This window comes from Bacillus velezensis, from assembly GCF_001461825.1.
GTDB lineage: Bacteria > Bacillota > Bacilli > Bacillales > Bacillaceae > Bacillus > Bacillus velezensis.
The window spans coordinates 819,933-842,344 of the sequence record NZ_LLZC01000012.1; the positions used below are offsets into that span (position 1 = coordinate 819,933).

Annotated in this window: 28 protein-coding genes; 22 read left to right on the forward strand and 6 right to left on the reverse strand. The window is 45.9% G+C overall.

Features of this window, described 5'->3' with window-relative positions:
• Positions 1–2: 2 nt before the first annotated feature.
• A complete protein-coding gene (locus tag AR442_RS08175; protein ID WP_014418157.1) occupies positions 3–626 on the forward strand; it encodes a lysophospholipid acyltransferase family protein in 624 nt (207 codons plus the stop codon).
• Between the two features lie 41 nt (positions 627–667).
• Here the strand turns inward: AR442_RS08175 and trhA are convergent, their stop codons facing one another.
• Positions 668–1,306, reverse strand: coding sequence for a PAQR family membrane homeostasis protein TrhA (trhA, locus tag AR442_RS08180; protein ID WP_003153625.1), 639 nt, complete (start codon positions 1,304–1,306; stop codon positions 668–670).
• A gap of 16 nt (positions 1,307–1,322) precedes the next feature.
• Complete coding sequence (locus AR442_RS08185) at positions 1,323–2,315, reverse strand: sigma-54-dependent transcriptional regulator (RefSeq protein WP_014418156.1); 993 nt, start codon at positions 2,313–2,315, stop codon at positions 1,323–1,325.
• 184 nt (positions 2,316–2,499) lie between these two features.
• Between AR442_RS08185 and ilvA the strand changes: the two genes are divergently transcribed.
• The 5 genes from ilvA to AR442_RS08210 all read left to right on the forward strand — a co-directional run bounded on the left by ilvA (position 2,500) and on the right by AR442_RS08210 (position 6,198).
• The gene (gene ilvA / locus AR442_RS08190) at positions 2,500–3,768 is read left to right on the forward strand and encodes a threonine ammonia-lyase IlvA (protein ID WP_014418155.1); all 1,269 of its coding nucleotides are present in this window, start codon (positions 2,500–2,502) and stop codon (positions 3,766–3,768) included.
• Between the two features lie 92 nt (positions 3,769–3,860).
• Positions 3,861–4,112 carry a DUF2535 family protein gene (locus AR442_RS08195; protein ID WP_007409532.1) on the forward strand — a complete coding sequence of 84 codons (252 nt, stop codon included), beginning with the start codon at positions 3,861–3,863 and terminating at the stop codon, positions 4,110–4,112.
• Positions 4,113–4,210: 98 nt separating this feature from the next.
• On the forward strand, positions 4,211–4,792 hold the full coding sequence (locus tag AR442_RS08200; protein WP_032863668.1) for an SCO family protein: 582 nt from the start codon (positions 4,211–4,213) through the stop codon (positions 4,790–4,792).
• A gap of 77 nt (positions 4,793–4,869) precedes the next feature.
• A complete protein-coding gene (locus AR442_RS08205; protein ID WP_053284884.1) occupies positions 4,870–5,625 on the forward strand; it encodes an SGNH/GDSL hydrolase family protein in 756 nt (251 codons plus the stop codon).
• Between the two features lie 9 nt (positions 5,626–5,634).
• Positions 5,635–6,198: a YpmS family protein gene (locus tag AR442_RS08210; protein ID WP_053284967.1), complete on the forward strand. Its 564-nt coding sequence runs from the start codon at positions 5,635–5,637 to the stop codon at positions 6,196–6,198.
• Positions 6,199–6,248: 50 nt separating this feature from the next.
• On the opposite strand, the gene AR442_RS08215 is transcribed toward AR442_RS08210, so the two are convergent.
• On the reverse strand, positions 6,249–6,674 hold the full coding sequence (locus tag AR442_RS08215) for a MarR family transcriptional regulator (protein WP_025649777.1): 426 nt from the start codon (positions 6,672–6,674) through the stop codon (positions 6,249–6,251).
• A 128-nt stretch (positions 6,675–6,802) separates the two neighbouring features.
• Here AR442_RS08215 and msrA point away from each other — a divergent pair, with 128 nt between their 5' ends.
• Complete coding sequence (gene msrA / locus AR442_RS08220; RefSeq protein ID WP_003153641.1) at positions 6,803–7,336, forward strand: peptide-methionine (S)-S-oxide reductase MsrA; 534 nt, start codon at positions 6,803–6,805, stop codon at positions 7,334–7,336.
• Complete coding sequence (msrB, locus tag AR442_RS08225; RefSeq protein WP_007409536.1) at positions 7,337–7,771, forward strand: peptide-methionine (R)-S-oxide reductase MsrB; 435 nt, start codon at positions 7,337–7,339, stop codon at positions 7,769–7,771.
• A gap of 40 nt (positions 7,772–7,811) precedes the next feature.
• On the opposite strand, the gene AR442_RS08230 is transcribed toward msrB, so the two are convergent.
• Positions 7,812–8,837: an SDR family NAD(P)-dependent oxidoreductase gene (locus tag AR442_RS08230; protein ID WP_014418151.1), complete on the reverse strand. Its 1,026-nt coding sequence runs from the start codon at positions 8,835–8,837 to the stop codon at positions 7,812–7,814.
• A gap of 316 nt (positions 8,838–9,153) precedes the next feature.
• Here AR442_RS08230 and phyC point away from each other — a divergent pair, with 316 nt between their 5' ends.
• Entirely contained in the window at positions 9,154–10,305 is a 1,152-nt protein-coding gene (gene phyC, locus AR442_RS08235; protein WP_014418150.1) for a 3-phytase, read from the forward strand.
• A gap of 51 nt (positions 10,306–10,356) precedes the next feature.
• On the opposite strand, the gene AR442_RS08240 is transcribed toward phyC, so the two are convergent.
• Together AR442_RS08240 and AR442_RS08245 are read right to left on the reverse strand one after the other, a co-directional pair.
• Complete coding sequence (locus AR442_RS08240) at positions 10,357–11,313, reverse strand: CgeB family protein (RefSeq protein WP_014418149.1); 957 nt, start codon at positions 11,311–11,313, stop codon at positions 10,357–10,359.
• Positions 11,314–11,319: 6 nt separating this feature from the next.
• A complete protein-coding gene (locus AR442_RS08245) occupies positions 11,320–11,751 on the reverse strand; it encodes a hypothetical protein (protein WP_014418148.1) in 432 nt (143 codons plus the stop codon).
• A 210-nt stretch (positions 11,752–11,961) separates the two neighbouring features.
• Between AR442_RS08245 and cgeC the strand changes: the two genes are divergently transcribed.
• From cgeC to AR442_RS08310, 13 genes are all read left to right on the forward strand, one after another.
• The gene (gene cgeC, locus AR442_RS08250) at positions 11,962–12,261 is read left to right on the forward strand and encodes a spore maturation protein CgeC (RefSeq protein WP_007407929.1); all 300 of its coding nucleotides are present in this window, start codon (positions 11,962–11,964) and stop codon (positions 12,259–12,261) included.
• A gap of 64 nt (positions 12,262–12,325) precedes the next feature.
• A complete protein-coding gene (locus AR442_RS08255; protein WP_014418147.1) occupies positions 12,326–13,597 on the forward strand; it encodes a glycosyltransferase family 2 protein in 1,272 nt (423 codons plus the stop codon).
• 38 nt (positions 13,598–13,635) lie between these two features.
• A complete protein-coding gene (locus AR442_RS08260; protein ID WP_014418146.1) occupies positions 13,636–14,415 on the forward strand; it encodes a GNAT family N-acetyltransferase in 780 nt (259 codons plus the stop codon).
• Between the two features lie 78 nt (positions 14,416–14,493).
• Positions 14,494–14,640 (forward strand): YjcZ family sporulation protein, encoded by a 147-nt coding sequence (locus AR442_RS08265; RefSeq protein WP_014418145.1) that lies wholly within the window; start codon positions 14,494–14,496, stop codon positions 14,638–14,640.
• A 137-nt stretch (positions 14,641–14,777) separates the two neighbouring features.
• Positions 14,778–15,224, forward strand: coding sequence for an AraC family transcriptional regulator (locus AR442_RS08270; RefSeq protein WP_032863669.1), 447 nt, complete (start codon positions 14,778–14,780; stop codon positions 15,222–15,224).
• Between the two features lie 247 nt (positions 15,225–15,471).
• Positions 15,472–16,803 carry an aspartate aminotransferase family protein gene (locus AR442_RS08275; protein ID WP_014418143.1) on the forward strand — a complete coding sequence of 444 codons (1,332 nt, stop codon included), beginning with the start codon at positions 15,472–15,474 and terminating at the stop codon, positions 16,801–16,803.
• 6 nt (positions 16,804–16,809) lie between these two features.
• Positions 16,810–17,499, forward strand: coding sequence for a CoA transferase subunit A (locus tag AR442_RS08280; RefSeq protein WP_012117777.1), 690 nt, complete (start codon positions 16,810–16,812; stop codon positions 17,497–17,499).
• Positions 17,484–18,179 (forward strand): 3-oxoacid CoA-transferase subunit B, encoded by a 696-nt coding sequence (locus AR442_RS08285; protein WP_014418142.1) that lies wholly within the window; start codon positions 17,484–17,486, stop codon positions 18,177–18,179. Before AR442_RS08280 ends, AR442_RS08285 begins: the two co-directional genes overlap by 16 nt.
• Complete coding sequence (locus tag AR442_RS08290) at positions 18,151–19,452, forward strand: peptidase (RefSeq protein WP_014418141.1); 1,302 nt, start codon at positions 18,151–18,153, stop codon at positions 19,450–19,452. The genes AR442_RS08285 and AR442_RS08290 overlap by 29 nt, the downstream gene beginning before the upstream one ends.
• Entirely contained in the window at positions 19,415–20,287 is an 873-nt protein-coding gene (gene ablB / locus AR442_RS08295; protein WP_014418140.1) for a putative beta-lysine N-acetyltransferase, read from the forward strand. The genes AR442_RS08290 and ablB overlap by 38 nt, the downstream gene beginning before the upstream one ends.
• On the forward strand, positions 20,284–21,705 hold the full coding sequence (gene kamA, locus AR442_RS08300; protein WP_014418139.1) for a lysine 2,3-aminomutase: 1,422 nt from the start codon (positions 20,284–20,286) through the stop codon (positions 21,703–21,705). The genes ablB and kamA overlap by 4 nt, the downstream gene beginning before the upstream one ends.
• Positions 21,702–21,980, forward strand: coding sequence for a YokU family protein (locus tag AR442_RS08305; protein ID WP_012117773.1), 279 nt, complete (start codon positions 21,702–21,704; stop codon positions 21,978–21,980). Before kamA ends, AR442_RS08305 begins: the two co-directional genes overlap by 4 nt.
• Positions 21,981–22,054: 74 nt before the next feature.
• Positions 22,055–22,279, forward strand: coding sequence for a YozE family protein (locus AR442_RS08310; protein ID WP_003153684.1), 225 nt, complete (start codon positions 22,055–22,057; stop codon positions 22,277–22,279).
• The last annotated feature ends 133 nt before the right edge of the window (positions 22,280–22,412 follow it).

Sequence of the window (22,412 nt, forward strand, 5' to 3'; positions counted from 1 at the left end):
AATTGATTCGTTACGGCTGCCTTGTGATGTACGTTGTATTTATGTTCATGAAAAATATTCAGGAATATATCAATCAAAAAGAGCTTGACCCGCGGCTTTCTTTTCAAAAACAGATGAGGCTGGTGTATGAGCGGCCGAAAGCCTTTATGAGAGGCTGCATTGACGTGTCGGGATCGGCAATCGGCATTCATCATGATCAGCCGATACCGGACGGCCCCGTATTGTATGTGCATCCCAGATTGCGCCCGGCTGATCTTCTGCTGCTTGCGGGACATCTTGAAGAGCCGGCTGGTTTTATCGCTGGCGAGAAAGCTTTCCGGATGCCGTTTCTCGGAAATTGGCTGCGGCTGATGGGTGTCATTTGTGACGGAGACAGCCAGGATGCCGTGTTTCAGGAGGCGGAAGTCCGTCTGCAAAAAGGGCAAAGTCTGATTCTGTCCGAAGACGGCAAAATCAATCCGGAGGAACTGGCTCTTCGTTTCGATCTCCCGATTGTGCCTGTCAGCACTTCGGGAACAGACCGGCTCCTGCGGGGCAGATTACTGAAACGGCTGAAACCGGCTGACATTGAATTACATATAAAGCCCGCTTATTATCCGGCCGGTCAGAAACGGCTCCGTGCATAAAAAAAGCACAGTCTCTATACGAGAGGCTGTGCTTTTTTATTTCAGATAAAGGGAACTTTGACGCAATAAAACAAAATACAGAAAAACATCGAGGCGCTGCCGCCTAAAACAAAACTGTGCCAAATGGCGTGATGATACGGAACCTTTCTCCAAATATAAAATATTGTGCCGGCTGAATACAATAAGCCGCCGAAAAGAAGAAGGCCGAAACCGGGGCCTGACAGCGAAGCGTACAGCGGTTTAATGGCGATGATGATCAGCCAGCCCATCATTAAATAGACAAGCGTTGAAAAAATGATAAACCGCTTTACGAAAAAGATTTTAAACACGATGCCTCCGATGGCAAGCGACCAAACAATAATTAAAAGGGTCAGACCGAGCGCCCCTTTAAGTGGTCCTAATAAAAATGGCGTATATGTTCCGGCTATTAATACGTATATCGCGGAATGATCCACAATCTCAAGAATGTCTTTCGTTTTTTTGTGCTGAATGCTGTGCAAAAGAGTCGAGCTGAGATACAGCAGCAGCATTGAAGCGCCGAAGATTGAAAAGCTGACGATGTCTGTCGGCGAGCCGTATTTCACCGCGAAGATAATGAGAAAAATAAGCGCCGGAATCGACAGCAATACACCGATTCCGTGTGTGACGGCATTTGCGATTTCTTCTTTTATTGTGAACAATCAAATGTCCTCCTTTTTAAAGGATTTGTTTTTGCAGTGACTGCAAAAAGCTCAACCCTTCTAATGTAATTTTTGTTCCTGCGCGTCCTCGGCCTTTTGTCACATAGTTCATCTTTTCTAAGTAATCAAGCCTGTTTCTGACCTGCTGGGGCGATAATGTCATTGTGCTGTTTTCGCTTAATTCGGATATGCTCCGTCTGCTGGCGGGTTCGCCCTTTGTATTTAAGTCTTTAATTGATTCCAAAATAAACAAAAACTCTTCTTTCTCCATCAATGTCAGCCGTTTTTCTTTTTTCTTAGCTGTTTTCGCTTTCTGGCTGTTTTTGATATACTGCGGGACATCATCGGGATAAATCGTGCTGCCGGATGCTGCCGCGGCCATATAGTACGCCGCATTTTGAAGTTCTCTGATGTTGCCGTTAAAGGTGTGCCGCTCAAACAGCGGATAAACGGACGGATCGATATGAACATGCTGCCCCGTGGCTGTCAGCATATGCTGCAGAAGAAGCTGTATATCGCTTTTTCGTTCAGATAAAGCAGGGAGCGGAAGGCATAACACGTGAAGCCTGTAAAATAAATCTTGGCTGAACGTATTTTCCGCGCCGGTATCGCCAAGATCCGCCGTGCTGCTTGCAATGATGCGGGCGGAAAGCCCGGCGTCCAGCTCGGAAAGAAGGCGGGCCTGTACCGAGAGCGGCATGTCTCCGATTTCATATAAGAATAATGTTCCGCGGCGGGCCCTGTTTAATGCGCCTTCAGCGCCGAACAGTTCATACTCGAGCCGCTCTTCGCTTTGGCTGCAGTGAACGGTAATAAATAGTTCGCTGTTTCTGCGGGATTTATGGTGGATCGCTCTGGCCATTTGTTTTTTTCCGGTTCCGACTTCACCTGTTATGAAGACCGGCAAATCAGATAAGGCAAATTGCGAGGCCAATCGTTTCGCTTCTGAAAAGGTGTGATGTTCGCCGGCTAGTTGATAAAAAGGATCAGTTTGTTCAATTACACTCATGAATTGGCTCCTTTTGGTTATAATTGGTTTAAGTATAACACGTTTGTGCGATCGAAAATATCTTTTTCTCTTGTATCGGTTTATTTATTTTTATTTACGAAATTAAAATAATTATCTTATTGTTTGAATATTCATGTTATAATGGCATATTAAATAGGGATTTAAATAAGAAAGGACTCTGTAAATGAAACCGTTGCTTAAAGAAGACTCTCTCATCCAGGTAAAAGACATTTTAAAAGCGCACCAAAACGTAAAGGACGTTGTGATACATACGCCTTTGCAGAGGAATGACAGACTTTCTGAGAGGTATGGCTGCAATATCTATTTGAAAAGAGAAGACCTGCAGGTGGTCAGGTCATTTAAGCTCAGAGGGGCTTATAATAAAATGAGGCAGCTCTCAAAAGAGCAGACTGAAAACGGAATTGTATGCGCAAGTGCGGGAAACCATGCGCAGGGGGTTGCGTTTTCATGCAAACACCTCGGCATTCACGGCAAGATTTTTATGCCGTCAACCACACCGAGACAGAAAGTATCCCAAGTGGAACTGTTCGGAAAAGAATTTGTTGAAATCATATTGACGGGTGACACTTTCGATGATGCGTATAAGAGTTCTGCGGAATGCTGTGAAAAAGAAAACCGCACGTTTATCCATCCGTTTGACGATCCCGATGTCATGGCCGGACAGGGAACGGCTGCCATCGAAATTTTAAATGACATTGACGTTGAACCGCATTTTCTTTTTGCAAGCGTAGGGGGAGGAGGACTCCTGTCCGGGCTCGGCACGTACATGAAAAACATCTCGCCGGATACAAAAATCATAGCGGTAGAGCCGAAGGGCGCAGCCTCCTATTTTGAATCGAAAAAAGCCGGACAAGTGGTTGAACTTGAGAAAATTGATAAATTTGTCGATGGGGCGGCCGTAAAAAAAATCGGCGCCGAAACCTTTCAAACGCTCGAAACCGTTGTCGATGACGTTGTGCTTGTCCCGGAAGGAAAAGTGTGCAGCACGATTCTCGAATTATATAATCAATGCGCCATCGTAGCGGAGCCGGCGGGTGCATTATCCGTGTCAGCACTTGATCTGTACAAGGAAGAGATTAAAGGGAAAAACGTCATCTGCGTGGTCAGCGGAGGGAATAACGACATCGGCAGAATGCAGGAGATGAAGGAACGCTCCATGATTTATGAGGGGCTGCAGCATTATTTTATCGTTAATTTCCCGCAAAGGGCGGGAGCGCTTCGCGAATACCTTGATGAAGTGCTCGGGCCTGATGATGACATCACCCGGTTTGAATATACGAAAAAAAATAACAAAAGCAGCGGCCCCGCATTGGTCGGCATTGAGCTTAAGCATCGGGAAGATTACGGCGCGCTCATTGCCCGGATGAATCAAAAAGGATTTCATTACGTAGAGGTGAATAAAGATCAGGATCTGTTCCACCTGTTAATCTGACTTTTTTTAGAACGGCCGCGCAAAATGACAGACACGCTTTCTTAGATTGTATATAATAAAAAGAAAACAATCGAAAAAGAAGGATTGATATCTTGTTACTCAAAAGCCTAGAGTTCAAACGACAGGACGGGATTCAGGTAAAAGTGACAGAAATACCGGTTGTCACGGAAGGTGAACATTATTTTTTTCAAATTCATCAGCACCTCGAGCTTTATTTGAGAGAAGTTTTTGCTTCACAAAGTGTGAGAACAGTGTATTCATTCCGACAATATGTCAAGCGCCGTATGAAGTGGAAAGATTACGAGGCCGTTTTCAACCAAGAGATTTTAAAACATAACGCATAACGGTGCATATTCCTTAGCGCCTTCCTTTTGATAAGGGAGGGTGCGGGAATTTTTTTATGATGAATGCTGTAAGCGTTTTATCCATGGGGGGAATGGAAATGAAAAAAATGAAAATCTTCGCTGCCGTCTTTTGTTTGCTGCTCTTGTGCGCCTGCGGGGGGAAAACGATAAAAGACCCGCTGAACTATCAGATTGAACCGTTTTCATTTCAGAACCAAGACGGAAAAACAGTGTCACTGAAAAGCCTGAAGGGGCATGTCTGGATTGCCGATTTTATGTTTACAAACTGTAATACAGTCTGTCCGCCGATGACGGCCCACATGACCGAACTGCAAAAAAAACTGAAGGCTGAGAATCTGGACGTGCGGATTGTGTCGTTCAGTGTAGATCCTGAAAAGGATACGCCGAAACAGCTGAAAGCATTTGCTTCCAAATATCCGCTTTCGCTTCGCAACTGGGATTTTCTGACCGGTTACAGCCAAAAGGACATTGAAGATTTTGCGCTGAACAGCTTTAAAGCAATCGTCAAAAAGCCGGAGGGAGAGGATCAGGTCATACATCAAACTTCTTTTTATTTAGTCGGACCTGACGGCAAGGTGCTTAAAGATTATGACGGTGTGCAGAAAGTTCCGTATGATGATATCCTGTCAGATGTCAAAGCGGCTGAGGAGCTCAAGTAAACTGGCAGATTAGACATTTTCAAATCTGAAAAAACATGTTACACTTTCCACTAGTAGACGGGGAAGGAGCAACCAGATTGAAGCTGCGAATGTTCTCATTGATCGCCGGACTGGCTTTGCTTTTATCAGCTTGTTCTGTCCAGCGCACCGGTTCTGACGCTGAAGAACCGAAAACGAAAGATCATATTGTCATAGCTGCGGTCGGTGATTCATTGACTGAAGGAGTAGGAGATCCTGACGGTTCAGGATACGTCGGCAGGGCAGCGGAGTCTCTTAAGAAAAAGGGACATGTGAAAACGGTAGATATTAAAAATTATGCGGTGCAGGGGGACAAAACGTCGGACCTGCTGGAAAAGCTTGATAATAAAAAAGTTCAGAAATCATTAAAGAGCGCCGACTATATCTTTTTTACCATCGGCGGCAATGACTTAATGAAGGTGCTCCGCCAGAATATGATGCAGCTGACGGTTCAGCCGTTCCAAAAGGAAGAGAAACCTTTTGAAAAACGATTCAAGGCGATCGTTTCAAAAATCCGCAAATATAATGAAAACGCAGAGCTGGTGTATGTCAGCATGTATAACCCATTCACGTTTACGCTGCCTGAATTAAAAGAAATTAATGGGGTTGTAACGGATTGGAACAAGATCGCCGCAAAAGAGCTGGAAAAAGATCCCCACGCCGCCGCGGTGAATGTTGAAGACTTGTTCAGTCAAGAAAGCGGCAGCAGACGGATTTCAAAGGATGATGATTTTCATCCGAACGCAAAAGGGTATGCACTCATCGCCGATCGATTGTACGGCATCATTGAAAAACAAGGGTTACCAGCAGAATAGGGTGAAATGATGAAAAAGTGGAAATCGCTGTTTTTTGTTCTTCTCGCACTCAATGTGATTACCGCCGCGGTAATTGTGACATTATTGGTTATGCCGGGAGAGCAGGCGAAAATACAAGATCAGACAAAAAGTGAGTACGGCTTTCGTATTACGAGCTCGAAAGAATCTCTTGCCAGGTTTGTGAATGCGTACTTAAAAGAGAAGGCATCGAATCAGCTTGACTACAAAGTGGACATCAATAACGATGTGCACGTGGCAGGTAAAATCAAAGCATTCTCAACCTCCATTAACGCGGTCGTCACTTTTGAACCGTCCGTACAGGAGAACGGAGATGTGGTTTTGAAAGTGACGAAATTTTCATTAGGCGAATTAAGCCTGCCGATCAGCTTTGTGCTGAATTATATGGACAGCTTTTATGAACTCCCGTCATTTGTGCACGTTCATCCCGGGGATAAAAGCATCGAGATCCGTCTGTCAGAAATGCCTTTAGACAACGGCATGTATGTAAAAGCGGATAAAATCAATCTCGACACGGATGAAATTGAATTTTCCTATTATCATCCGAAACAATAAGTCTTCATAAAAAAAACACAGATCCTTTCAGGGATTTGTGTTTTTTCGTGTCAGCGTTTTTTGTCCAGCTTGCTGAACAGTTTGATTAACGTTGCAAGCTCTTCATCAGAGTAGCAGTCAAACCGTTTAAAAAAGTATTCTGTTTTTTTCTGGTTGAAATGATCGACAATTTTCTCCCCGGATTCCGTAATATGGATTCTGATAATTCGCCTGTCCTCTTTAGAACGGATGCGGGTGATCCATTCCTTTTCTACTAAAGCGTCGGTCACTGCGGTAATGTGGCTTGCGGAGACCTCAAGAATGGGGGCGAATTCCGTTACTTTTTTAGGCCCTTGTTCACTGAGAATCCGCAAAATGGTGAATTCGTTCCTGGACAGCTCTTTATCTAGAATTTCATTAACTTCATTTCTGATTTGTTTAAACACTTTTCGAAGCAAAGCTTCCATATCATACATCATTTGTGTCCTTACTTTCAAATCATGAACCTCCAATATGTAGTCAGCGTGGCATTCGTTTAGCTTCCCCTGAAAGCAGAATTATTTTTATTCTGTTTATACATGCTATAATATAATAATACCACGTATGAACAAAGGAGGGCACCCGTATGTCAGAAAAAAAAGAAATCGCCACATTTGCAGGCGGCTGTTTTTGGTGCATGGTGAAGCCGTTTGACGAACAGCCCGGAATTGAAAAGGTGGTGTCCGGCTATACAGGAGGCCATACTGAGAATCCGACTTACGAAGAAGTGTGCAGTGAAACGACCGGACACAGAGAAGCCGTTCAAATCACATTCCAACCTGACATTTATCCGTATGAAAAGCTTGTCGAGCTGTTTTGGCAGCAGATCGACCCGACTGATGCAGGCGGCCAGTTTGCAGACCGCGGAAGTTCATATCGGGCGGCGATATATTACCATAACGATGAACAAAAACAAATCGCTGAAGCCTCAAAAAAACAGCTTGAAGAAAGCGGCATATTTAAAAAGCCGATCGTGACAGACATTTTAAAGGCTGAGCCTTTTTATGAAGCGGAAGGCTATCATCAGCACTTTTATAAGAAAAATCCTGATCATTACGGGCGCTACCGTGTAGGTTCCGGACGTCAAGGCTTTCTGGATGAGCATTGGAGGGACAGATAGATGGCTTTTAATAAAGAAGAAAAAATCAAATCATTAAACCGCATGCAATATGAAGTCACACAAAATAACGGAACGGAGCCGCCGTTTCAAAATGAATTCTGGGATCACAAAGAAGAGGGGCTGTATGTTGATATCGTATCGGGAAAGCCCTTGTTTACTTCTCTGGATAAATTCGATTCTCATTGCGGCTGGCCCAGTTTTACAAAACCGATTGAGGAAGAAGAGGTTGACGAAAAACTGGACACAAGCCACGGGATGATCCGGACGGAAGTGAGAAGCAAAACAGCTGATTCCCACTTAGGCCACGTATTTAATGACGGTCCGGGGCCAAGCGGTCTCCGTTATTGCATTAACTCTGCGGCACTCCGGTTTATTCCGAAAGACAAGCTGAAGGAAGAGGGCTATGAAGCCTGTCTGCATTTATTTGAAAAATAGAGCTCAGCAATGAGGCCTGCCTATCAGACAGGCCTTTTTTCTATGTTTTTTTTTCTTCATGTAATCGTTCAATAATCTTTACGATTGTGTCTTTTGTGATGAGCGGCGCCTGATCGGATTGATATCTGGGGAGATTGACCTTCCGAAATTCCGGATGTTTGGCGGGTTCCGGCAATATTGCGTAAAGATTGCCCCATTCATATAAAGATTCCGTCTCATGAGGAGAGGTCAGTTCTTCATGAAGCTTCTCACCGGGGCGTTTTCCCACTTCAACAGCGGCGGGGCGCGGCAATCCGTGCCGGAACGCATATTCTTCAAACCCGTGAAGCAGTTCTTCGAGCCTCAGGGACTCCATTTTAAAAATAAACGTTTCTCCGCCCTTTGTGATCGCCGCAGATTGCAGGGTGAGCGTTGCAGCGTCATCAATCGACATAAAAAACCTCGTCATGTTTTTATCCGTAATGGTGAGCGGGCCGCCTGCCATCAACTGCTCAAATAAAATAGGAATAACGGAACCGCGTGAACCGAGCACATTGCCGAAGCGGACCGAACAAAACACCGTACCGCGGTTTTGAACATGATGATTTGCCTGATGAAACAGCTTCTCGGACAACAATTTCGTAGCTCCCATTGTGTTTACCGGGGAAACGGCTTTATCGGTACTGATATTAATCACATGCGTCACTTCCTGCAGCAAAGCGGCTTCTGCGACATTTTGTCCGCCGATAAGGTTGGTTTGAATGGCTTCAAAGGGATTATCCTCACATGTCGGAACCTGCTTCAGCGCAGCTGTGTGAAAGACAATATCAACACCTTTCATCACTTGGTTGACTCTTCTGTAGTCACGAACATCGCCGAGCACAAACGACAGTCTTTGTTCATCCGCGTATTTTTGTTTCATTACATATTGTTTACTGTCATCTTTGCTGAACACAATGACTTCTTTAGGGGTTAAGAGCAAAAGGCGTTTTACTATTTGGCTTCCGATTGATCCTGTCCCGCCTGTGACGAGAACAGTTTTATCGTGAAAAAACGGTTGTAGCTCTACTGCTTGCTGTTTAGGCATGGCTTATCCTCCAACTCTCGTTTCTCTACCATGCATCATATGTTGAACAATTTCAGCGAGTTAATGAAAGAAACCAATAAATCAAAAATTAGAGAAAAACATTAATCTGATGCGCTTTCATATCGCTTTATCCGATTAATAGAATAGAAATCACAAATAAAACATTGTACTAAATATTCATTTTAAATATTTGCTCACGTCAATTTTTTCTCTCCGTAAATTCTCACATGCGGACAATCTTCACAAAAACTTAACACTGAACTTCCTGTATGTATTTTACAATTAAAGTGAACGTTCATTAAAAGGAGGAAGGAAAATGAATCATTCAAAAACACTTTTGTTAACCGCGGCAGCCGGATTGATGCTCACATGCGGTGCGGTTTCTTCCCAGGCCAAGCATAAGCTGTCTGATCCTTATCACTTTACCGTGAATGCGGCGGCGGAAACGGAGCCGGTTGATACAGCCGGTGATGCAGCTGATGATCCTGCGATTTGGCTGGACCCCAAGAATCCTCAGAACAGCAAATTGATCACAACCAATAAAAAATCAGGCTTAGTCGTGTACAGCCTAGAGGGAAAGACGCTTCATTCCTATCATACCGGGAAGCTGAACAATGTTGATATCCGCTATGATTTTCCGTTGAACGGAAAAAAAGTCGATATTGCGGCGGCATCCAATCGGTCTGAAGGAAAGAATACCATTGAGATTTACGCCATTGACGGGAAAAACGGCACATTACAAAGCATTACAGATCCAGACCGCCCGATTGCATCAGCAATTGATGAAGTATACGGTTTCAGCTTGTACCACAGTCAAAAAACAGGAAAATATTACGCGATGGTGACAGGGAAAGAAGGCGAATTTGAACAATACGAATTAAATGCGGATAAAAATGGATACATATCCGGCAAAAAGGTAAGGGCGTTTAAAATGAATTCTCAGACAGAAGGGATGGCAGCAGACGATGAATACGGCAGTCTTTATATCGCAGAAGAAGATGAGGCCATCTGGAAGTTCAGCGCTGAGCCGGACGGCGGCAGTAACGGAACGGTTATCGATCGTGCCGACGGCAGGCATTTAACCCCTGATATTGAAGGACTGACGATTTACTACGCTGCTGACGGGAAAGGTTATCTGCTTGCATCAAGCCAGGGTAACAGCAGCTACGCGATTTATGAAAGACAGGGACAGAACAAATATGTTGCGGACTTTCAGATAACAGACGGGCCTGAAACAGACGGCACAAGCGATACAGACGGAATTGACGTTCTGGGTTTCGGGCTGGGGCCTGAATATCCGTTCGGCCTTTTTGTCGCACAGGATGGAGAAAATATAGATCACGGCCAAAAAGTGAATCAAAATTTTAAAATGGTGCCTTGGGAAAGAATCGCCGATAAAATCGGCTTTCACCCGCAGGTCAATAAACAGGTTGACCCGAGAAAACTGACTGACAGAAGCGGAAAATAAACATGAAAAAAGCAGCTTATCAAAGCTGCTTTTTTTGATGTGAAGAGCGTTTCATGAGAAAGTCCTGGAACGGATAGCCGCAAGCACAGCCGGCAGCCGGTCATACGTGTACGCCGGTACTGTCTCTTGGTAATTAAGCGCCGCGATTTGTTTACGTTCACCCGGGTTTGTCATATAAAAATGGATCTTATCCGCAAAATCCGCAAGCCCGCTGTAAGAAACAAAGGATGAAAACGGGGGCGCGGAAGAAAGGTCTGTCAGCTGAAAGGCCTGACAAGCCGCAATGTCTAAGCTCCTCGTATTTAAACTGATATTTTCGATGCCGCGTCCGTTCTGATTGAGCGCAAACCGATAAGAACGGTGAGGGTTTAAGACCACGTCTGCGCTGTTGTAATATAATGCGGCATGTTCGGGTTCAATCCATTCATCCATTACGAGCACATTTTGCTGCCTGGCGATTTTTTTAGGCAGATGTCTGCGCCATCCCTTCCCGATAATACGAAGCGTATACGGAAGCTTCGCCGCTGCTTTCACCAGTTCAACGCGGTTCGGGTAAGGGTATCCGATCAGAAGCAGATTTGTGTGAAGAGAGGCTTCAGCAGGTTGTTTCTTAAAAAACCGCTGATTAACGGGGATCGGGACATAATATACGTGCTGTAAGCCCATTTGCCGGTAAGCATCAAGCGCGTTTTGTTCTATCGTCAAAACGGCATCGGCGAAAGGGGCGATTGTCATGCTCACATCGAAATAAAAAGGATCCTCCGTCATCCATAGATAAACGGGAATCTGTTCTGTCTTCAGCCATTGAAGCCATTCAGACGGAATACGGTCTCCCGTCATCATCAGACTGATGTCTGGTTTGAATGCCCGTATACTGCGGATGGTATCCTCCTCAAACTCAGAAACAGAAAAAAAGCGGACGGAAGACTGTAAAAAGCCTTCCTCGATCCAGCGGTCAAAATACGTGTATATGCCTTTATATCCTGAACGGATATATAAAACGTTCATATGCTGTTACGAAGTGAACGTGACACTTTCAACTTTGTCGACGTCAAGCAATGTTGTAGCAGAGCCTGCCGGTGTAACGGAATTTTCCTGCGTAACAAAAACGATTCCGTGAATTTCGTCAAAGGCAACAAATTGAACCGGGCCGATCATGTCTCCTGAATCCATCACAATGCTGATGACAGTGCCGGGCTGAATTCTTGCAAAAATCCATCTCGCCGCTAATGAAATACCGCTTCCCAATACAGATTGTGCGCTGAGACTGTCTTTCGCCGCTGCTTCATCTACTTTTGCATCAATTGCCGATTCCAATAAATCTTTTACTTTGTTTTCCACATTATCTCCTCCATCTGTGCCGCCAGATAAAGCGCTGTTGTCAAATACAGGGGCTAAAAGAGTTTTCAATAACTCCTTTTTAAGCTCCAAACGATCCTCGCTCATGCGAACATACACCTCCTTTAACAATTTCAACCTCACGTTTATTCATATTCCTGATTGAAGAGATTGGTATAAGTCGAATGCCGTTTTGCTTGTGTTTTTTTCAATATTTAATCAAACAGCTGAATTTTCGAATCAGGCTTTGTTTGCCTATGCGGATTGTAAGAGTATGACATACGTTGTATAGATTAAAAAATGAAGGAGAGGAATACTTTGGATTCAGAAGAAACTGTAAAACACGGGGGTTTTGAGGAGGAATTTCAGCTCGTACTGCTTCTTCTTCTTTTGTTATCCCGTCAGCCGTCCGGAGATCATTCAGATTTGCGGCGTCAGCTTGTAATGGCAAAAGAGCTTGGGGTTCCTGTATCACGCGTCAATCTGATTAACGGCAGCACACTGCAAAACGTAATTGTCAAAGAAGTGCTGTCAGATTTGGCCGTTTTTCAAAATCCGCTCAATAATACGAGATCAAACGTCGCGATTTCAAGCATCGTCAGCTGGGGTGCTTTTTAATAACGGATATCAGGCTCTGTCTCTTTCGGAGCCGTTTTTTACGTTTTACAGAAGGGGTGATGGGATGGAAAAGAAGATCTCAATTATCTTAACGAGTTACAACAAACCGGATCTTGTGAAACAGGCGATTGAAAGTGTTTTGCATCAGACCTACAGCAATTGGGAGCTGTTTGTGATGGATGATCATTCAAATGAAGAAACTTCGGCTGCCATCAGTACGTATATAAAAGATCCTCGCATATATTATGACAACAGTTTTATCAATCCTGCCGAACGGCTGAAGTCGACCCGGTATGCCGTTTTGATTAATGATGCGCTTTCACGGGCTAAAGGCGAATACATCACTTATTTGACAGACGACACCGTATTTCATCCGGATAGGCTCAGCCGCATGGCGGAAGCGCTTAATCAATGCAGCGGGTTTGATGCCGTCTATTCCAGCCAGAAGGTGATACATGTAAACGGGCGCGGAACAGAACAATTCCACTTCTATCGTTTTGCTGAAGAGGTGCTTGATCAGGCCGCTTTTCTCGTTGATCACTGTTCGGTGATGCACCGGAGATCATTGCTTGAGCGTGTGAAAGAGAAGTTTGGCAGCTTTTGGGACGAAGATGTTATGCATTGGAATCACGGAGACTCTGTTTTTTGGAGCAGGCTCAACACATTTACATCATTTCTGCCGATAAAAGAAGTGTTGGATACGACCTATAAAACACCCCACTCATTTCAGAACACGTATCAATCGCTTCCGTCTGTCCTGATCGACGGGTCCTTTGTAAAGGGGACGGATCAGAAAGTATATCAGCTTGACCGAAATAAAAGGAAGCCTGTAAACGAGCGCTGGCATACGTTATATGAAGGGCGAACCGTCGTCATTCCGGATCCGTTTTTATTTCAATATGAGGAAGAGAACTCCGTCAGTATTCCGAATTTTCAGCTCGTCAGGGATCAGTTTCATGTTTATTTTATAGAAGACGGGGAGAAAAGGCTGGTTGATCATAGCGCATTTCGCTTTTACCGATTTAAACGGCATGACATCCCGGCTTTAGAACGGGACGAAATACAAGCGCTTCCGGACGGTCCGCCGATCAGCCGGGGGGCATCGGGCTGTATTCAACATCTGCCCGGGAGAATGCTGTTTCGCATTGAACGGGAATTTTATGTTTATTTGAGAGGGGTTCTCCATCCGATCAGTCATGACGTAGCGAAACGCTTTTTTGCGAATCAGAAGGCGATACCCATTTCCTTTCAGCAAATTAAACAATTACCAATTGGAATGCCGTTCTATCCGGTGTACGATGAAATTATGAGAAATCTCAATATAACAAAAGGTTGAGAGATGCAGTTGGATGTGTAAGGAAAAGGAGAGCTTTTATGACCGATCAATTTAATAAAACCGAGAAGCAGTATATAGAGCTTACTTCCGGCATTCAGAGGTTCGAGCATTTCAGTGTATATACGGACCCTTTTTTGCCGCAGATTTTTTCGCATAACTTTATTCAGCTGCACCATACATTTCCGTTAGACAAACTCCTGCCGTTTTTTTCGTCCGTTCCGGGCATGCTTCAAGCCAATTATATTCATGTGAAAGCGGCTCCGGAGCACACGTTTCCGCTTCTTCTGAAACAAACTCTGGTAAAACAGGGCTGCGTAGTGGAAGATGAGCTGTTTTTTGCAAGGAAACTGGAAAATGGGGACCTGCAGGCCGGACACCCGCTCACTGCTTGGGGGACGGAAAAAAGCCTCGCCGACGGGTCGTCTATTATGAACATCTATGATGCCCTTTACATTGGCGAGGCGGCGGCCGAACAAAAGCTTGAGCGGAAATATCCTTTGTATAAGGACGGAACGGTTATGCTTGTCGTGTGCTACAGCGACGCCTCGCAAACGATTCCGATCGGCTGCGGAGAGCTTTTCATCAACAAAGCAGATAAAACCGCAAAAATAGAAGAAGTCGCAATTCTGGATCAATTCCAACGAAAAGGCTACGGATCGATATTGATGAATGAGCTGATGGCGGCGGCAAAGCTGAACGGCATGGAAACCGTATACCTTGTGACGTCCGGGATGGACGGTGTAAACCGCTTTTATGAAAAACTCGGCTTCAAAAGATTTCGGCGCGTGCATACAATTTTTCATTATTTTCTTACATAGTTGGGCATTCGCATAAACCAATTGGGAGTTGGCCCGCATACAATGCCGTATATCGTAAGAAGAAAGGATGATTTGCGTATGTACGGATACGGATATGGCTACGGCTGCGGCAGTTTTGGCTATGGTTACGGGCACGGCGGCTGCGGAGGCGGAACCAGCACTTTTGTGCTGATTGTGGTATTGTTTATTTTATTAATCATCGTCGGTGCGGCTTTTATTTGTTAGACTGAAAAAAATCCTATAATGAAAATCAGCCTGCAGAGAACATCACTTTCTGCAGGCTTTTTGTTATTTCCATGCTGAAAAATCAGCTTGAAAAACATTTTAATACATATTACCTTTCTGGAGAAGGGGGCGAAAATGTGGACATAACGATTGAAGAATTACCTGAATCAAGAATTGCTTATTTCCGAAACGTCGGAAAGTATGGCGGAAAGCAAAACAAAGAACTGATGGAGTCATTTAAAAACTGGGCGCAATTGAATGGTCTGCTTGATCATTCTGTCATTTTAGGAATTCCGCAAGATCATCCGAATCGTACTCCTAAAGAGAAATGCCGCTATGATGTTTGTCTTGTTATCAATCAAGACCATGTGCCTGAACCAGCCCGGATCGGTACATTTTCCGGAGGGAAGTACGCTGTTTTCTTGCTTGATCATACAAAAGAGGCAGTCAGTGGATTTTGGAACACTGTTTTTTCTGAGATCGAAAAAAATAATTTATCAATCAGAGAACAGCCTATTATCGAAAGGTATACTTTACAAAAGGTGAATCATCATTTGTGTGAAATATTGATTCCCATACAGTAAAGAAGACGGGAATTTTCCGCCTTCTGCTTATACTGATTCAGATCAAAAATGATGTGATGATGAGCTGAGCAAAGAATAAAATCAACAATAGGAATAGAATTTCCAGAACGCTCTTCAGGCTGTCGGGACATCTCCGGCAGCCTGTTTTACAGAAAGGTATTTTCTGCAAAAAACTTTCTGAAGGATAAGAATGCGGTTATTCATCTGTTCATACAATGAAGCAAATGGGTTTTCGAGGTGGAAAGATATGGGTAGCTATTTAATCAAACCGGAGCTTGACGGGAATTATCCGTCAGTCAGTCATGGAAAGGGATCATATGTGTATGATCAGGAGGGGAACAAGTATCTTGACGGAGCATCGGGGGCGGTCACTTGCAATATCGGCCACGGCACGGAGGATATTATACAAGCTTTAAAAGAGCAGCTTGACTCCGTTTCGTTTGTGTATCGCTCGCAATTCACCAGTACTCCGGCAGAAGAACTGGCTTTATTTCTGGCCGATCATCTGCCGGGCGGGCTGAATTGGTCATTTTTTGTAAACAGCGGCTCAGAGGCAGTCGAAACAGCGATGAAAATAGCCGTTCAATATTGGCAGGAAAAAGGGCAATACCAAAAATCCGTCTTTCTATCAAGATGGGGCAGTTACCACGGTATTACTTTGGGAGCGCTTTCATTATCGGGATTCTACGAACGGAGATACCGCTTCACCCAACTGCTTGAACGGTTTCCGGCCGTTTCAGCACCTAATATGTATCGTTCTGAGCTGCAGGGAGAGGAATTTGTGAAGGCTGCGGCAGCTGAACTGGAAACGGCTGTTCAGCGGGTCGGTTCCTCATTTATCGCGGGATTTGTCGCAGAACCGATTGTCGGAGCAGCGGGGGCGGCCATCACTCCGCCGGCAGGTTATTATGAAGCGCTTGAGGATGTCTGCCGCCGGCACGGTATTTTGTTTATCGCGGATGAAGTCATGACGGGGCTCGGGAGAACAGGGCGGATGCTTGCTTCTGAGCATTGGGGGATCGCACCTGATATCGCGGTGCTCGGAAAAGGGTTAGGCGCCGGTTACGCTCCGATAGCGGCAGCTGTTGCGTCTGATGACATCATTGAAACGATCAAGCGGGGCTCCGGGGTCATTATGAGCGGACATACGTACAGTGCCAACCCATACTGTGCAAGAGCGGCGCTTGAAGTGCTTCGCTATGTTAAGAAACACGAGCTGCTTCGGCAGTCAGAGGAAAAAGGCGAAATGCTGAAGCGGAAATTAGAAGAAATCAAAGAGCGCAGCGGGGTGATTGGGGATGTCCGCGGTAAAGGCCTCCTGATCGGGGTTGAATTCGTTAAGAATAAAACGACGAAGGACGTTTTTTCGAAAAAACAGGCCTTCACCGAAAAAATCATTAAAGCGGCAAAAAAACGGGGCCTGCTTATTTACCCTGCAAAGCCCGGTATTGACAGCGGAGAAGGAGACGCCGTCATCATCGCCCCGCCGTTCACGATTTCATATGCTGAGCTGGATGAGCTGTCAGATCTATTTTCCCAGGCCGCAGAAGAAGTTGAAAAAATGATGAAGAAGGATTGAGCTGATATGTCTATTTTTCATAAAAAAATCGATATTCATGAAGCAATTGCCGATGTCAAGGACGAATCTGTCATTATGTTCGGCGGTTTTGGGGGAGTGGGTTCACCTCCGTCATTAATCGAAGCGATTTTGGAAAGCGGCGTTAAAGAGCTGACCGTCATCTGCAATGATGCCGGATTTCCGGAAATCGGCATCGGCCCGCTTATCGTTCATAAACGGGTAAAAAGGCTGATCGCTTCCCATATCGGCTCAAATCCTGTCGCGGGCAGGCAAATGACTGACGGAGCGCTTGAGGTGGAATTTTCGCCGCAAGGGACGCTTGCTGAACGGATTCGCGCAGGCGGAGCGGGGCTAGGCGGTATTTTAACTGATATCGGCATTGATAACGCAACCGTTTGTGAAAACAAAGAAACCGTAACGATTGATGGAAAGTCCTATTTAGTTGAAAAAGCGCTGACGGCTGATTTTGCTTTTGTGTCGGCACATACTGCTGATGAATTTGGGAATCTGACGTTTGACAAAACGGCGCGCAACATGAACCCTCTGATGGCTGCGGCGGCCGAAAGAACATTTGCTGAGGCGGCAGAGATTGTGCCTGCCGGCGAACTTGACAGCGAGCATATTGTAACGCCGGGTGTTTTCGTGGAGGGTGTCGTGCAAAGTGAAGGAGTGAAGTGGAGATGGGCTTGGGAATAGAGGAAAGAGAGAGTATCGCGAGGCGGGCCGCCAGTGAAGTTACCTCAGGAATGATCGTCAACTTGGGGATCGGCATTCCTTCTTTAGTGCCGAATTTTCTGCCGGACGGCATGGAGGTAATGCTGCAGGCGGAAAACGGCGTCCTGGGGATCGGCGGAAGTCCGGAGCGCGGAGAGGAGGATGAGCTTTTATGCAATGCGGCCGGATTTCCTGTCAGTACAGTTAAGGGTGCTTCCTATTTTGATTCAGCTCTGTCTTTTGCCATGATCAGAAAAGGGCTGATAGATATTACCATTTTAGGCGCGCTCCAAGTCAGCAGGACAGGTGATCTCGCCAATTGGCTCGTGCCGGGGAAAAAAGTGCCCGGAATGGGCGGGGCGATGGAGCTTGCCCAAGGCGCGAAAAAAGTGGTTGTCGTCATGAGCCACACCGATCAGAAAGGCCGGCCGAAGCTGGTCGAAAGCTGTTCATTGCCGCTTACAGCAGCGGGCTGTGCAGATCTCATCATTACAGAGAAAGCCGTCATCAGCATAGATGATGGGGCTTTTGTTCTTGAGGAACTGCTGAATGGCACGACCATAGACGATGTCATTCAAACAACGGATGCCGAAATCAGATTGGGAGAATGTTTTCTTAAAAGGGGGTCTGTCCATGGATCAATTAGAAAAGAAAGTCACTGAGTGGGCGGAAGAAAACACAGCAAAAGCGGTAAGCTTGCTGAAACGGCTGATCGGGGAAAAAAGCACGTTCGGCCATGAATTTAACGCACAGGCAGTCGTTTTAGAAAAACTGAGACAGTTTGACATGGATATTGATGTATGGGAGCCGAGTGTCAAACATTTGAAAGAGCATCCTTATTTTGTATCAGAACGCGAAGATTTCCATGAAAGCCCGAATATCACAGCCGTAAAGAAAGGGGCCGGGGGCGGAAGATCACTGATACTGAACGGACATATTGATGTTGTCCCGGAAGGAAATCCCGCCGCATGGACGTATGAACCGTTTACCGCTGTTGAAAAGGACGGCAAAGTTTACGGCCGCGGTTCAACGGATATGAAAGGCGGCAATACAGCCCTCTTGTTTGCGTTAGAAGCGCTTGAAGCCTGCGGGATTACGTTAAAAGGAGATATCCTGTTTCAAAGTGTCGTAGATGAAGAGTGCGGCGGTGCGGGAACGCTGTCGGCTGTTATGAGGGGCTACAAGGCTGACGGGGCGCTTATTCCCGAACCGACTAATTTAAAGCTGTTTGTTAAGCAGCAAGGGTCTATGTGGTTCCGCATTACGGTAAGAGGATTGTCCGCACACGGCGGCACCCGCTATGAAGGGGTGAGTGCCATTGAAAAAAGCCTGCATGTCATCACAGCCCTTAAAGAGCTTGAACACGTCCGCAACGCCCGTATCACAGACCCGCTTTATCGGGACGTTCCGATTCCGGTTCCCATTAATATCGGCACCGTCCAAGGGGGAACGTGGCCATCATCGGTAGCTGACCGTGTGGTGATAGAAGGCAGGTGCGGAATAGCGCCGGATGAAACGCCGGAAGCAGTAAAAGAAGAACTGGCAAGCTGGCTGAAAGATTTGGAGTACCGGGATGAATGGTTTAAACACCACCCGGCGGAAATAGAATGGTTTGGGGCTCAGTGGCTTCCGAATGATCTCCCGGATGAGCATCCGCTGATTTCCGCTCTGGAATCTTCTTTTGAGAAAATGAAAGGGGCAAAACCGGTTCGTGAAGCGTCCCCGTGGGGAACGGACGGAGGGCTTTTGCAGCACGCGGGACAGACGCCGGTCATCGTCTTCGGTCCGGGAGAAGTCAAGGCGGCGCATCAGGCGAATGAATACATTGAAATCCGGGCGTTAATCGATGCCGTCAAAATCATTTCTCTTTTTATGATGGAATGGTGCGGGGTGGCAGATGGGGGTGACGGAGCTGATAAAGGAACTGAGGGCTGAAAAGGGGGCGGCTGAGATTGATGCAGACCGTTTCAATGAGCGGCTCAGAGTCATTCGTTATGACGGGCAGATTACGGCGCTTATTCCGGCCGTTTTGGCAGAAGCAAAGCAAGAAGGAGCCCAAAAGGTAATTTTCTTTGCTAAGCGCGGCGATGAGCCGGAATTTGTCAAGCATCTTTTTATTGTTGAGGGTGTCATAGACGGGTATTACAACGGGCATGAGGCTGTTGTGATGGTGCGCTATTTATCAGAGGAACGGAGACGGTCAGATTCATATGTATCAGAAGATTCGACTGTTGACCGTTTATATGAGACACCGCAGCGGGGACTGACTCAGACTGAAAGCGCGCTGATGTTCAGAAAAGCGGACGAAGATGATGCAGACCGCTTATCGCACTTATATAAACATGTTTTTCTTACCTATCCGACTCCTGTCTTTAATCCCCTTTATATTAAAAAAACAATGAGAGAAAACACCATCTATTATGCCGCATTTGATCAGGATCGTCTCATTGGGGCGGCAAGCGCAGATATCAATCCGGTATTGGGGCACGCTGAAATGACCGATTGCGCGGTTCTGTCAGATTACAGGGGGAACTCCGTAACAGCACACTTGTTTAAAGCGTTGGAGCAGGAACTCGCTGGCCGGGGAATCATTCATCTTTTTTCCTTGGCCCGTGCAGCGTCTTACGGGATGAATGCCGTTTTGTACCATGCGGGATACGGCTACAGAGGCAGGCTTGTGAACAACTGCCGCATTTCAGAAGGGCTCGAAAATATGAATATATGGTGCAAGACTTTACGTTTGGCCATTCATAAGGAGGAATTCGTTTGACAAACAAATGGTTTCAGCCAAAGCGTCATTGGAAGGAGATTGAATTGTGGAAAGATGTGCCGGAAGAAAAGTGGAATGATTGGCTGTGGCAGCTCACCCATACTGTAAGAACCGTCGATGACCTGAAAAAAGTCATTCATTTGACCGAAGAGGAAGAAGAAGGCGTCAGGATATCTGTAAAAACTATTCCCCTGAACATTACGCCTTATTATGCTTCTTTAATGGATCCCGATAACCCGAGATGTCCGATCCGCATGCAGTCCGTGCCGCTGTCAGAAGAAATGCACAAAACGAAATATGACCTTGAAGATCCGCTGTTTGAAGATGAAGATTCACCGGTTCCCGGTCTTACGCACCGCTATCCCGACCGCGTTCTTTTTCTGGTGACAAATCAATGCTCGATGTATTGCCGATACTGCACCAGAAGGCGTTTTTCCGGACAGATCGGAATGGGGGTGCCGAAAAAACAGCTTGATGCGGCAATCGCTTACATCCGGGAAACGCCGGAAATCCGTGACTGCCTGATTTCCGGCGGAGACGGGCTTTTAATCAACGATCAGATTCTGGAATATATTTTGAAAAACCTGCGTGACATTCCCCACCTTGAAATTATCCGGATCGGAACGAGAGCACCCGTCGTATTTCCGCAGCGGATAACAGATAACCTTTGTCAGATTTTGAAAAAATATCATCCGGTCTGGCTGAACACTCATTTTAATACGAGCATCGAACTGACGGAAGAATCGGTTGCGGCGTGTGAAAAGCTCGTTAACGCAGGTGTTCCGGTCGGTAACCAGGCCGTTATTTTAGCAGGCATTAACGATTCGGTGCCGATTATGAAAAAACTCATGCATGATTTAGTGAAAATCCGCGTGCGTCCGTATTATATTTATCAATGTGATTTGTCAGAGGGAATCGGCCATTTCAGAGCGCCTGTGTCGAAAGGGCTGGAAATCATTGAAGGACTGAGGGGCCACACAACGGGCTTTGCCGTGCCGACCTTTGTCGTCGACGCCCCGGGCGGAGGCGGTAAAATCGCCCTGCAGCCGAACTACTTGCTCTCCCAAAGTCCGGAGAAAGTTGTGATCAGAAACTTCGAAGGGGTGATTACATCTTATCCCGAGCCGGAAAACTATATCCCGAATCAAGCCGACGACTATTTTGAATCTGTTTTTCCGGGAACGATGGCTAAACAAGAGCCGGTCGGACTGAGCGCCATTTTCGCGGACAAAGAGGTTTCGTTCACACCGGAAAATGTATCGAGGATCGACAGGAGGAAAACGTTTACATCAAACCCTGATCATGAAACGCTGAAAGACCGCAGGGAAAAGAGAGATGAATTGAAAGAAAAGAAATTTATTGCACAGCAAAAGAAAGAGCAAAAAGCAGGATCGGAAGTCGGAGGTGAATCGCCGTGAAGCCATGCGAGTGGTGCGGCAATCAGAAGGCGTCAGCTTGTCAGGCGGCTGTGTACTGGGAGCTTCCTGACGGTACGAGGGCCATAGAAATTACAGAAACACCTGCATTCGCCTGTTCCTCCTGCGGTATGACTTATCAGGAGGAAGCGGTCATAGCAGAAATCGAAAATCAGCTCTTTTTAGTCAATGCAAAAAAATTACCGGAAACACTCACATATCAAGAGCTGATGGAGACAGAACGGATCTTGAAACGGAATTATTTTGACTTCTCCTAGTCTTCTTTTGTTGTAATTTCACACTTGAATTGTATAATAGTACAACAAAAGACAGTCATCAGGAGGGGAAACCCATGAAATCCTTTTATCACTATTTGATGAAATACAGGCATCCCAAACCGCAGGACGCAATCAGCCGGTTTGCGAATCAGGCATACGAAGATCACGGCTTTCCGAAAACGTCAAGCGATTATCACGAGCTCAGTTCTTATTTAGAACTGAGCGCCGACTATTTAGAAACGATGGCGACATTTGATGAAGCTTGGGAAAAATATGAGACCGAGGTGCATCACGCCTGACGAAAAACCGCACATTGTGCGGTTTTTTTCTGTTGAAATCACTCGCTTATGAGGTGCCGTATGATCAAATCCCGCAACGCCGTCCGTTTTGATCAGCACGTAAACAAATCTTCCTGACGGCACGTATCTTAAG